Source organism: Streptomyces sp. NPDC033131 (assembly GCF_055578365.1).
The window spans coordinates 1-11,832 of the sequence record NZ_JBVIPA010000042.1 but is presented as its reverse complement, the minus strand read 5'-3'; the positions used below and the strand labels follow the sequence as shown (position 1 = coordinate 11,832).

The window sequence follows — 11,832 nt, the reverse complement described above, 5'->3', positions numbered from 1 at the left end:
TGCCCACTCTCCTTTACGTCTTTGGCTCTTTTACGGGAAAGGCGAGTCGACGGGAAAGGCAAGATTGTGGAGGGGAAAAGGGCGCCCTCAACCCCCCCCCCCCCCCCCCCCCGAGCCCTGACTCACGTGCAGACCAGCCCTCTTACGATCATGAGCATCACGAGCCCTCCTCAGGAGTTCCCTCAATGAAGACGATCGACGAACTTCTCGCCGAAGGCGTCGCGGGCCGACGGGTCTTCGTCCGCGCCGACCTGAACGTGCCGCTCGACGGCACCACGATCACCGACGACGGCCGCATCCGCGCCGTCCTGCCCACCGTCAAGGCCCTCGCCGGGGCGGGCGCCCGGGTGGTCGTCGCCTCGCACCTGGGCCGCCCCAAGGGCGCCCCGGACCCGGCGTTCTCGCTCGGGCCGGCCGCCGTGCGTCTGGGTGAACTCCTCGGCGCCGAGGTGGCCTTCGCGACCGACACGGTCGGCGAGTCCGCCACGTCGACCGTCGCCGGCCTCGCCGACGGCCAGGTCGCCGTCATCGAGAACCTGCGCTTCAACGCCGGCGAGACGAGCAAGGACGACGCCGAACGCGGCGCCTTCGCCGACCGGCTCGCCGCCCTCGCGGACGTGTACGTGGGTGACGGCTTCGGCGCCGTGCACCGCAAGCACGCCTCCGTCTTCGACCTCCCGGCCCGCCTGCCGCACGCGGCCGGCTACCTCATCGCCACCGAGGTCGGCGTCCTGAAGAAGCTCACCGAGGACGTCAAGCGGCCCTACGTCGTCGCCCTCGGCGGTTCCAAGGTCTCCGACAAGCTCGCCGTCATCGACCAGCTGCTCGGCAAGGCGGACCGCCTCCTCATCGGCGGCGGCATGGTGTTCACCTTCCTCAAGGCCAAGGGCTACGAGGTCGGTGCCTCCCTCCTCCAGGACGACCAGATCCCGGTCGTCCAGGAGTACATCGAGCGCGCGGAGAAGAACGGCGTCGAGCTGGTCCTCCCCGTCGACGTACTGACCTCCACCGCGTTCCCGGACCTGAAGACCAAGGCGCCGGCGAACCCCGACACCGTCGCCGCGGACGCCATCCCCGCCGACCAGCTGGGCCTGGACATCGGCCCTCAGACCCGCAAGCTGTACGCCTCGAAGCTCGCCGACGCCGCCACCGTCTTCTGGAACGGCCCCATGGGCGTCTTCGAGCACCCCGACTACGCCGAGGGCACCAAGGCGGTCGCCCAGGCCCTCCTCGACTCCCCGGGCTTCACGGTGGTGGGCGGTGGCGACTCCGCCGCGGCCGTCCGCATCCTGGGCTTCGACGAGAACGCATTCGGCCACATCTCGACCGGTGGCGGCGCCTCCCTCGAATACCTCGAGGGCAAGACGCTCCCCGGGCTCGCCGCACTGGAGGACTGACCCTTAATGGCTGCATCTACTTCTTCGGGGCGCACGCCGCTGATGGCGGGCAACTGGAAGATGAACCTCAACCACCTCGAGGCCATCGCCCACGTCCAGAAGCTCGCCTTCGCCCTGGCCGACAAGGACTACGACGCCGTCGAGGTCGCCGTCCTGCCGCCCTTCACCGACCTGCGCTCCGTGCAGACCCTGGTCGACGGCGACAAGCTCAAGATCAAGTACGGCGCCCAGGACATCTCGGCGCAGGACTCCGGCGCCTACACCGGCGAGATCTCCGGTGCGATGCTGGCCAAGCTGAAGTGCACGTACGTGGCCATCGGCCACTCCGAGCGCCGCCAGTACCACAACGAGACCGACGAGCTGGTGAACGCCAAGGTCAAGGCCGCCTACAAGCACGGCCTGACCCCGATCCTGTGCGTCGGCGAGGAACTGGAGATCCGCGAGGCGGGCAACCACGTCACCCACACCCTCACCCAGGTCGAGGGCGGCCTCAAGGACATCCCGGCCGAGCAGGCCGAGTCCGTCGTGATCGCCTACGAGCCCGTGTGGGCCATCGGCACCGGCAAGGTCTGCGGCGCCGAGGACGCCCAGGAGGTCTGCGCCGCCATCCGCGGCAAGATCGCCGAGCTGTACTCGCAGGAGCTGGCCGACAAGGTCCGCATCCAGTACGGCGGCTCCGTGAAGTCCGGCAACGTCGCCGAGATCATGGCCCAGGCCGACATCGACGGCGCCCTGGTCGGCGGTGCCTCGCTGGACACGGACGAGTTCGTCAAGATCGCGCGCTTCCGCGACCAGTGAGTATGCGGTAGCGGCGTTCCGTCGTACCCTTGCGGGGTCCAGCGCTCGTTGCTGGACCCCGTCGTCCATCAGAATCCGAGGAAGTTGGTCCAGCCGTGGTTATGGGGTTCTCGATCGCCCTGCTCGTCTTCAGCCTGCTGATGATGCTTCTGGTGCTGATGCACAAGGGCAAGGGTGGCGGCCTCTCCGACATGTTCGGTGGCGGCATGCAGTCGTCCGTCGGTGGTTCCTCGGTCGCCGAGCGCAACCTCGACCGCATCACCGTCGTGGTCGGTCTGCTCTGGTTCGCGTGCATTGTCGTGCTGGGCCTGCTGATGAAGGCGAACAACTGATCAGCGTCGCACACGCAGCACGCCTGTTCCGCACGTAAGGCCCCATGTTCGGTACGCGCACCTGAGCGCGGCCTATCATGGGGCTTGCGTCTTGTGTGGGAGCTGTAACTCCAACCACTGGACGCGCGTTGGGCCTTACGTAGACTAAGGCGCTCGCAGTGAAGCGAAACGCCGACTCGCTTTGCGGCACCATCACGCAGGGAGTTACGACCGTGGCAAGTGGCAACGCGATCCGAGGAAGCCGGGTCGGGGCGGGGCCGATGGGCGAGGCCGAGCGGGGCGAGTCCGCGCCGCGTCTGCGCATCTCCTTCTGGTGCTCCAACGGGCACGAGACGCAGCCCAGCTTCGCCAGCGACGCGCAGGTCCCCGATACCTGGGACTGCCCGCGCTGCGGCTTTCCAGCAGGTCAGGACCGGGACAACCCACCGGCCCCACCACGCACCGAGCCCTACAAGACGCACCTCGCCTATGTGAGAGAGCGGCGCAGCGACGCGGACGGCGAGGCGATCCTCGCCGAGGCGCTCGCCAAACTGCGGGGCGAAATCTAGGAATTGAGAGTCGGCCGGACATCCGCGGATGTCCGGCCGGACCTGTTCGACGACGCCCTGGGCCGGTTGCCGCGCCGAGGCCGGTTGTCAGTGGTGCCCTCTACGGTTTGCGCACAGGCGAATCGTGAGGGGGAGGCTGTGGCGACGGTCGACGCGACGGGCGTGGGGGCGCCCGCATGGCGCGGGGGATTCGGGCGGCTGTGGACCGCGGCCGTGGTGTCGCGGTTCGGCGACGCGCTGCGCAACGCGGCGCTGCCTCTGCTCGCCGTGCAGCTCACCCACGATCCCCTCGTCATCGCGTCCGTCACCGCCTGCGGCTATGTGCCCTGGCTGCTGTTCGGGCTGCTCGGCGGGGCCGTCGCCGACCGCGTGGACCAGCGGCGGGCGATGTGGGCGGTCGACACCGTACGAGGGCTGCTCGTCGCCTGCTTCGCGCTCGCCGTCGGCCTCGGGCACGCCTCGATCCCCCTGCTGCTCGTGCTCGCCTTCTCGCTGACCACGCTGCAGACCCTCTTCGACAACGCCGCCACCGCGCTGCTGCCCTCCCTGGTGGACCGCACGCTCCTCGGCGGAGCCAACGCCCGGTTGATGACCGGGCAACAGCTCGCGGGCGGCCTGCTGGCGGCCCCGCTGGTGCCGCTGCTGCTGACGGTCGGGGTGGCCATGCCGTTCGCGGCCGACGCGAGCACCTATCTGCTGGCCGCCGCCCTCGTGGCATCGCTGCGGGTGGCGCCGCCGGAGCGGGAGCCGCGCCCGGCCGGCAGCACCCTTCGGGCGGAGACGGGCCAGGGCCTGCGCGCGCTGTGGCGCGATCGCGTGCTGCGGGCGACCTGCGTGGCCACCCTGCTCTGCAACATCGGCGTGGGCGCCCTGATCGCCACGCTGGTCCTGCACGTGACGCACTGGCTGCACGGGGGCGAAGCGGAGTACGCGGCCGTGCTGACGGCGTTCTCGGTGGGCAGCATCGCCGGCGGCCTCGTCGCCCAGAGGGTGGCGCGCCGGACCGGCAGGGCGCGCGCCCTGCTCCTGGCCGGATGCCTCCAGACGGCCTCCTTGCTCCTGATGGGAACCGTCCGCCACCTGGCCGCGCTGATGGCGGGCATGCTGCTGCTCGGCGCCATGAACATGGTGTGGAACGTCAACCAGGTCACGCTGATGCAGCAGCGCAGTCCCGAAGGCATGGTGGGCCGTATCGCCGCCGCCTTCCGCACGGCCTCGACGTCCGGAGCGCCGCTCGGCGCCCTGCTCGGCGGAGCGGTGGCGGGGGCCTTCGGTCTGAACGCACCCGCCCTGCTGGGGGCCGTCCTCTTCACCCTCGCCGTGACCTCGTTGATACCCGTGGGCAAGCGGGACGTACCTGTTGTCGCGCCGGACGACGGCGTCAGGACAGGTCCGGTCACGCGCTGATCAACTAGGTTGGGACCGGCAGGGACCGTAGGAAAGAGGGCTGAAGTCCGACATGAACGCAGACGGCCGTACCAGGCTCAACCAGACGCCCGAGTGGACCGCTCTGGCCGAGCACCGCGAGGAGCTCGGCGAGGCGCAGTTGCGCGAGCTGTTCGCCGCCGACCCCGGGCGCGGCAGCGGGTACACGGTGCAGGTCGGGGACCTGTACGTCGACTACTCCAAGCACCTCGTCACCGACGAGACCCTGCGGCTGCTGCGCGAGCTGGCCGCAGCGACCGACGTCTTCGGCCTCAGGGACGCCATGTTCCGCGGGGAGAGGATCAACACCACCGAGGACCGGGCGGTCCTGCACACCGCGCTACGGGCGCCGCGTGTCGCGGTGACCGAGGTCGACGGGGAGAACGTCGTGCCGGGCGTGCACGCCGTCCTCGACCAGATGGCCTCCTTCGCCGAGCGGGTCCGCTCCGGCGCGTGGACCGGCCACACCGGCAAGCGCATCAGGAACGTGGTCAACGTCGGCATCGGCGGCTCCGACCTGGGCCCCGCGATGGCCTACGAGGCGCTGCGCGCGTACACCGACCGCGACCTCACGGTCCGGTTCGTGTCCAACGTGGACGGGGCCGACCTGCACGAGGCCGTCCGCGACCTGGACGCGGCCGAGACGCTGTTCGTCATCGCCTCCAAGACGTTCACCACGATCGAGACGATCACCAACGCGACCTCCGCGCGCAACTGGCTGCTCACCGAGCTCAAGGCCGGCCCGGAGGCCGTTGCCCGGCACTTCGTGGCGCTGTCGACGAACGCCGGGAAGGTGTCGGAGTTCGGCATCGACACGGCGAACATGTTCGAGTTCTGGGACTGGGTGGGCGGCCGGTACTCCTTCGACTCGGCGATCGGCCTCGCGCTGATGATCGCCGTCGGGCCGGACCGCTTCCGGGAGATGCTCGACGGTTTCCACCTCGTCGACGAGCACTTCCGCACCGCGCCCGCCGAGTCCAACGTGCCGCTGCTGCTCGGCCTGTTGGGCATCTGGTACGGCAACTTCCACGACGCCCAGTCGCACGCGGTGCTGCCCTACAGCCACTACCTGTCCAAGTTCACCGCCTACTTGCAGCAGTTGGACATGGAGTCCAACGGCAAGTCGGTGGACCGGGACGGAACGCCCGTCGACTGGCAGACCGGGCCGGTCGTGTGGGGCACGCCGGGCACCAACGGGCAGCACGCGTACTACCAGTTGATCCACCAGGGCACGAAGCTGATCCCGGCGGACTTCATCGGCTTCGCCCGGCCGGTCGCCGACCTCCAGCCCGGGCTGGAGGCGCAGCACGACCTGCTGATGGCCAACTTCTTCGCGCAGACGCAGGCGTTGGCGTTCGGCAAGACACCCGACGAGGTGCGTGCGGAGGGCGTGCCCGAGGAACTGGTTCCGCACAAGACCTTCCAGGGCAACCACCCCACCACCACGATCCTCGCCCGCGAACTCACCCCGTCGGTCCTCGGCCAGCTCATCGCGCTCTACGAACACAAGGTGTTCGTCCAGGGGGCCGTCTGGAACATCGACTCCTTCGACCAGTGGGGCGTCGAGCTCGGCAAGGTCCTCGCCAAGCGCGTCGAGCCGGCACTCACCGAGGGCGCCGAGGTGCCGGACCTGGACGCGTCCACGAAGGCCCTGGTGGCGACGTACCGGGAGTTGCGGCACAGGCAGTGAGCCCGGGCCCGTGAGCCATCCCGGACAGCGGAAAGCCCCAGGCCGACGCTTGAGTTCTAGTGGTCGTGGCAACACCCCAGTTCAAGGGGTGCGATGGACTTCGAGATCCGGGAGAACCGGGGACCGGGGGGCGGTGGTCGTCTGCTGCGTGAGCGGGAGGTATATCTCCAGCTCACGCAGCAGGGCTACAGCAATAGCGCCCCGCCGAAGCCGCCGACCGGGCCGTCCCCGGCCATTCGCCGAACGCCTGGGGCTTTCCCACCGGTCAGAGGTCAGGCCGACGCCGGCGGATACAGCGACCTCGGCAGCTGCGAGGCCGCCGCCGAGTCCAGCAGCCACAGGGTGCGCTGCCTGCCGTACGCGCCCGCCGCCGGGGCCTGGATCTCGCCCGCACCCGACAGGGCGATCGCCGCGGCCTGGGCCTTGTCCTCACCGGCCGCGAGGAGCCAGACCTCGCGGGCGGCGCGGATCGCGGGCAGGGTGAGGGTGATGCGGGTCAGCGGGGGCTTCGGAGCCCCGTGGACGCCGACGACCGTGCGCTCGGTCTCCCGTACCGCGGGCAGCTCCGGGAACAGCGACGCCACATGGGTGTCCGGGCCGACACCCAGCATCAGGACGTCGAAGGTCGGGGCGGCACCATGGTTCTCGGGGCCGGCCGCCCGGGCCAGCTCCTCCGCGTAGGCGGCGGCGGCCGCGTCCGCGTCGGCGCCGTGCGGACCGTCCGACGCGGGCATGGCGTGCACGCGCTTCGGGTCCAGGGGCACGGAGTCCAGCAGGGCCTCGCGGGCCTGCGTGACGTTGCGTTCCGGGTCGCCCTCGGGCAGGAACCGCTCGTCGCCCCACCACAGGTCCAGCCGGGCCCAGTCGACGGCGTCCCGGGCGGGCGCGGCGGCGAGCGCGGCCAGCAGGCCGTTGCCGTTGCGGCCGCCGGTGAGGACCACGGACGCCGAGCCCCGGGAGGCCTGCGCGTCCACGATCTTCGTGATCAGGCGGGCCGCGGCGGCCTGGGCCATCAGTTCCTTGTCGTGGTGCACGACCAGCTGCGGAGTGCTCACTTCGCGGCCGCCTTCCTCACCGGGGCCGGCGCCGCCGCTTCCTTCGCGGGTGCTTTCGCAGCCGCTTCGAGGGGAGTAGGGACCGCGGCCGCTTCTCCTTTGGCCACCGGTGCCTCGGCATCGGTGGTCTTCCCCGTGCCGGACCCCTTGGCGCCCTGGCCGTTGGAGACGTGCAGCCGGTCCACACCGAAGCGCAGCGCCGAGGCGTACGTGTCGTCCGGGTCCAGCCGTCGCAGCTCCTCCCCGATCAGCTCGGCAGTCTCGCGCCGCTTGAGCGCGACCGCCCGGTCCGGCTGGCCCTCGATGGAGAGGGTCGCGAGGGAGCCGTCGGCGCGGTCCAGGACGATCGGGCCGCAGTCGGTGTTCATGCGGACCGCGGTGAGGCCGGGGCCCGACGACAGCGACCGCTTCACCGGCACGTCCAGCCGGTCCGCGAGCCACATCGCCAGCAGCTCACAGCTCGGGTTGAACTCCTCGCCCTCCACCTCGACGGTCTCGACCTCGCAGGTGACCTGGTCCAGGGCCGCGGCCAGCATCGAGCGCCAGGGCGTGATGCGGGTCCACGAGAGGTCGGTGTCGCCGGGCGTGTAGGTGTCGGCGCGGGCGCCGAGCTCGCGTACCGGCTGCTCGGAGGCGTAGGTGTCGGTGACCCGGCGCTGGGCGAGGGCGCCCAGCGCGTCGCCCGCCGGGTCCAGGGGCGCGTTCACCGGCCACCAGACCACCACCGGGGCGTCCGGCAGGAGCAGCGGCAGGACGACCGACTGGGCGTGGTTCGCGACCTCGCCGTACAGCCGCAGGACGACCGTCTCGCCGGTGCCCGCCTCCACTCCCACCCGGACCTCGGCGTCGAGACGGGACTGCGTCCGGTCGCGGGGCGAACGCGAGACGCGCTTGATGACCACGAGCGTGCGCGAGGGGTGCTCGTGCGAGGCGTCGTTGGCGGCCTTCAGGGCGTCGTACGCGTTCTCCTCGTCGGTGACGATGACCAGGGTGAGCACCATGCCGACGGCCGGTGTGCCGATGGCGCGGCGGCCCTGGACCAGCGCCTTGTTGATCTTGCTGGCCGTGGTGTCCGTGAGGTCTATCTTCATGGCCGGCGCCAGCTCCGTCCGTCTCGCTCGAGCATGTCGTCCGCCTCGCCGGGGCCCCAGGTGCCGGCCTGGTACTGGGCGGGCTTGCCGTGCTCGTCCCAGTACACCTCGATCGGGTCGAGGATCTTCCAGGACAGCTCGACCTCCTCGGTGCGCGGGAAGAGGTTCGAGTCGCCGAGCAGGACGTCGAGGATGAGCCGCTCGTACGCCTCGGGGCTGGACTCCGTGAAGGACTCGCCGTACGCGAAGTCCATGGACACGTCCCGGATCTCCATCGAGGTGCCGGGCACCTTGGAGCCGAAGCGGACCGTGACGCCCTCGTCGGGCTGGACGCGGATGACGATCGCGTTCTTGCCGAGCTCCTCCGTCGCCGTGTGGTCGAAGGGGGAGTGCGGGGCCCGCTGGAAGACCACCGCGATCTCGGTGACCCGACGGCCCAGACGCTTGCCGGTGCGCAGGTAGAAGGGGACGCCCGCCCAGCGGCGGTTGTCCACCTCCAGCTTGATGGCCGCGTAGGTGTCCGTCTTCGACTGGGCGTTGATGCCGTCTTCCTGGAGGTAGCCGATGACCTTCTCGCCGCCCTGCCAGCCGGCCGCGTACTGTCCGCGGACGGTGTCACGGCCCAGGTCCTTCGGCAGTCGCACCGCGCCGAGCACCTTGGTCTTCTCCGCGGCCAGTGCGTCCGCGTCGAAGGAGGCGGGCTCCTCCATGGCCGTGAGGGCCATGAGCTGCAGGAGGTGGTTCTGGATGACGTCACGGGCGGCGCCGATGCCGTCGTAGTAGCCGGCCCGGCCGCCGATGCCGATGTCCTCGGCCATGGTGATCTGCACGTGGTCCACGAAGGACCGGTTCCAGATCGGCTCGAACATCGTGTTGGCGAAGCGGAGCGCCAGAATGTTCTGGACGGTCTCCTTGCCCAGGTAGTGGTCGATGCGGAAGACCTGGTCCGGGGCGAAGACCTCCTCGACCGTCGCGTTGAGCTCCTCGGCCGACTGCAGGTCGTGGCCGAAGGGCTTCTCGATGACCGCGCGCCGCCAGGAGCCGCTCGACTGGTCGGCCAGCTGGTGCTTCTTCAGCTGCTGGATGACCACCGGGAAGGCGGACGGCGGCACGGAGAGGTAGAAGGCGAAGTTGCCGCCCGTGCCCTGGGCCTTGTCCAGCTCCTCGATCGTGCCGCGCAGCCGCTCGAACGCCTCGTCGTCGTCGAAGGTGCCCTGCACGAAGCGCATCCCCTGGATGAGCTGCTGCCAGACCTCCTCACGGAACGGCGTACGCGCGTGCTCCTTGACGGCGTCATGGACCTCCTGTGCGAAGTCCTCGTGCTGCCACTCACGCCGGGCGAAACCGACCAGCGAGAAACCCGGCGGCAGCAGACCCCGGTTCGCAAGGTCGTACACGGCGGGCATGAGCTTCTTTCGTGACAAATCGCCCGTGACGCCGAAGATGACCAGGCCCGACGGCCCCGCGATACGCGGGAGCCGTCGGTCGGCGGGGTCACGCAGCGGGTTGCTGCTCGACAAGGGTTCAGCCCTCCGAAGGGGCGAGGCGCTGAAGCTCCGCCTCGGTCGACTTGAGCAGGTCGGTCCAGGACGCCTCGAACTTGTCGACGCCCTCTTCCTCCAGCAGCCGGACCACGTCGTCGTAGGCGATCCCGAGCTTCTCGACCGCGTCGAGGTCGGCGCGGGCCTGCTCGTAGGTGCCGGCGACCGCGTTGCCCCGGATCTCGCCGTGGTCCTCGGTGGCGAACAGGGTCGCCTCCGGCATGGTGTTCACCGTGTTCGGCGCCACCAGCTCGTCGACGTACAGGGTGTCCTTGTACGCCTTGTCCTTGACGCCGGTCGAGGCCCACAGCGGACGCTGCTTGTTGGCGCCCGCGTTCTCCAGCGCGCTCCAGCGGTCCGAGGAGAAGACCTCCTCGTACGCCTGGTAGGCCAGGCGCGCGTTGGCGACGCCCGCCTTGCCGCGGGCGGCCTTGGCCTCGGGGGTGCCGAGCGCGTCGATCCGCTTGTCGATCTCGGTGTCCACACGGGACACGAAGAAGGACGCCACGGAATGGATCTTCGAGAGGTCCAGGCCGCGCTCCTTGGCCTTCTCCAGGCCGGTCAGGAAGGCGTCCATGACCAGGCGGTAGCGCTCCAGGGAGAAGATCAGCGTGACGTTGACGCTGATGCCGAGGCCGATGACCTCGGCGATCGCCGGGATGCCCGCCTCGGTCGCCGGGATCTTGATGAGCGTGTTGGGGCGGTCCACCAGCCAGGCGAGCTGCTTGGCCTCGGCGACGGTCGCGTGCGTGTTGTGGGCCAGGCGCGGGTCGACCTCGATGGACACCCGGCCGTCCTGCCCGCCGGTGGCGTCGAAGACCGGGCGCAGGATGTCGGCCGCGTCACGGACGTCGGCCGTCGTGATCATGCGGATGGCCTCTTCGACCGTGACCTTGCGGACGGCGAGGTCGGAGAGCTGCTGGTCGTAACCGTCGCCCTCGGAGATCGCCTTCTGGAAGATCGACGGGTTGGTGGTGACGCCCACGACGTGCTGCTGGTCGATCAGCTCGGCGAGGTTGCCGGACGTGATCCGCTTGCGCGACAGGTCGTCCAGCCAGATCGCCACGCCTTCTTCGGAGAGGCGCTTGAGTGCGTCTGTCATGGAAATTGCATCTCCTACGTGTCGTATATGAGCGTCAGCGCTGGGCGGCGGTGATGGATTCCCTGGCCTTGGCAGCCACATTCTCCGCAGTGAAGCCGAACTCGCGGAAGAGCACCTTGCCGTCGGCCGAAGCACCGAAGTGCTCCAGGGAAACGATGCGACCGGCGTCGCCCACGTACTTGTGCCAGGTGAGACCGATGCCGGCCTCGACCGCGACCCGCGCCTTGACCGCCTGCGGCAGGACGCTGTCCCGGTACCCCTGGTCCTGCTCCTCGAACCACTCCACGGACGGCATGGACACGACCCGCGTCGGCACACCGTCGGCTTCGAGCTGCTCACGCGCCTCGACGGCCACGTGCACCTCGGAACCGGTCGCGATCAGGATCACCTCGGGCGTTCCCGTGGAGGCCTCGAACAGGACGTAACCGCCCTTGGCCGCGTCCTCGTTGGGCGCGTAGGTGGGTACGCCCTGACGGGTGAGGGCGAGGCCGTGCGGGGCGCCCTTGCCGAACACCTTGGTGTAGCGGCGCAGGATCTCGCGCCAGGCGATCGCGGTCTCGTTGGCGTCGGCCGGGCGGACCACGTTCAGGCCCGGGATGGCGCGCAGGGACGCGATGTGCTCGACCGGCTGGTGGGTGGGGCCGTCCTCGCCCAGGCCGATGGAGTCGTGCGTCCACACGTAGGTGACCGGCAGGTGCATCAGCGCGGACAGGCGTACCGCGTTGCGCATGTAGTCGGAAAAGACGAGGAACGTGCCGCCGTAGATGCGGGTGTTGCCGTGCAGGGCGATGCCGTTCATCTCCGCGGCCATGGAGTGCTCGCGGATACCGAAGTGGATCGTGCGGCCGTACGG

At 69.9% G+C, this 11,832-nt stretch carries 11 protein-coding genes; 6 read left to right on the top strand and 5 right to left on the bottom strand.

Annotation, left to right across the window (positions count from 1 at the left end; genetic code table 11):
* Positions 1-185: 185 nt before the first annotated feature.
* The 6 genes from ACZ5XS_RS37025 (at position 186) to pgi (ending at position 6,190) form a co-directional block, all read left to right on the top strand.
* A complete protein-coding gene (locus ACZ5XS_RS37025; protein ID WP_468658929.1) occupies positions 186-1,397 on the top strand; it encodes a phosphoglycerate kinase in 1,212 nt (403 codons plus the stop codon).
* 42 nt (positions 1,398-1,439) lie between these two features.
* Positions 1,440-2,195: a triose-phosphate isomerase gene (gene tpiA / locus ACZ5XS_RS37020; protein ID WP_468659033.1), complete on the top strand. Its 756-nt coding sequence runs from the start codon at positions 1,440-1,442 to the stop codon at positions 2,193-2,195.
* 101 nt (positions 2,196-2,296) lie between these two features.
* Positions 2,297-2,527, top strand: coding sequence for a preprotein translocase subunit SecG (secG, locus tag ACZ5XS_RS37015; protein WP_217235871.1), 231 nt, complete (start codon positions 2,297-2,299; stop codon positions 2,525-2,527).
* Positions 2,528-2,739: 212 nt separating this feature from the next.
* Positions 2,740-3,075, top strand: a complete 336-nt coding sequence (locus ACZ5XS_RS37010) for an RNA polymerase-binding protein RbpA (protein ID WP_010352468.1) — start codon at positions 2,740-2,742, stop codon at positions 3,073-3,075.
* 138 nt (positions 3,076-3,213) lie between these two features.
* The gene (locus tag ACZ5XS_RS37005) at positions 3,214-4,482 is read left to right on the top strand and encodes an MFS transporter (protein ID WP_468658927.1); all 1,269 of its coding nucleotides are present in this window, start codon (positions 3,214-3,216) and stop codon (positions 4,480-4,482) included.
* A 52-nt stretch (positions 4,483-4,534) separates the two neighbouring features.
* Positions 4,535-6,190, top strand: a complete 1,656-nt coding sequence (gene pgi / locus ACZ5XS_RS37000; protein ID WP_468658925.1) for a glucose-6-phosphate isomerase — start codon at positions 4,535-4,537, stop codon at positions 6,188-6,190.
* 272 nt (positions 6,191-6,462) lie between these two features.
* Here the strand turns inward: pgi and pgl are convergent, their stop codons facing one another.
* The 5 genes from pgl to ACZ5XS_RS36975 form a co-directional block, all read right to left on the bottom strand.
* Positions 6,463-7,245 (bottom strand): 6-phosphogluconolactonase, encoded by a 783-nt coding sequence (gene pgl, locus ACZ5XS_RS36995; protein ID WP_468658923.1) that lies wholly within the window; start codon positions 7,243-7,245, stop codon positions 6,463-6,465.
* Positions 7,242-8,336, bottom strand: a complete 1,095-nt coding sequence (opcA, locus tag ACZ5XS_RS36990) for a glucose-6-phosphate dehydrogenase assembly protein OpcA (RefSeq protein WP_468658921.1) — start codon at positions 8,334-8,336, stop codon at positions 7,242-7,244. Before opcA ends, pgl begins: the two co-directional genes overlap by 4 nt.
* Positions 8,333-9,856, bottom strand: a complete 1,524-nt coding sequence (zwf, locus tag ACZ5XS_RS36985; protein ID WP_468658919.1) for a glucose-6-phosphate dehydrogenase — start codon at positions 9,854-9,856, stop codon at positions 8,333-8,335. Before zwf ends, opcA begins: the two co-directional genes overlap by 4 nt.
* Positions 9,857-9,860: 4 nt before the next feature.
* Complete coding sequence (tal, locus tag ACZ5XS_RS36980; RefSeq protein ID WP_468658917.1) at positions 9,861-10,979, bottom strand: transaldolase; 1,119 nt, start codon at positions 10,977-10,979, stop codon at positions 9,861-9,863.
* A gap of 34 nt (positions 10,980-11,013) precedes the next feature.
* On the bottom strand, positions 11,014-11,832 hold an 819-nt coding region (locus ACZ5XS_RS36975; RefSeq protein ID WP_468658915.1), incomplete at its 5' end, for a transketolase-like TK C-terminal-containing protein.

Coding starts and splice junctions, on each gene's coding strand:
- ACZ5XS_RS37025 (WP_468658929.1), top strand. CDS start 186: ATGAAGACGATCGACGAACTTCTCGCCGAAGGCGTCGCGGGCCGACGG.
- tpiA (WP_468659033.1), top strand. CDS start 1,440: ATGGCGGGCAACTGGAAGATGAACCTCAACCACCTCGAGGCCATCGCC.
- secG (WP_217235871.1), top strand. CDS start 2,297: ATGGGGTTCTCGATCGCCCTGCTCGTCTTCAGCCTGCTGATGATGCTT.
- pgi (WP_468658925.1), top strand. CDS start 4,535: ATGAACGCAGACGGCCGTACCAGGCTCAACCAGACGCCCGAGTGGACC.
- opcA (WP_468658921.1), bottom strand. CDS start 8,336: ATGAAGATAGACCTCACGGACACCACGGCCAGCAAGATCAACAAGGCG.
- tal (WP_468658917.1), bottom strand. CDS start 10,979: ATGACAGACGCACTCAAGCGCCTCTCCGAAGAAGGCGTGGCGATCTGG.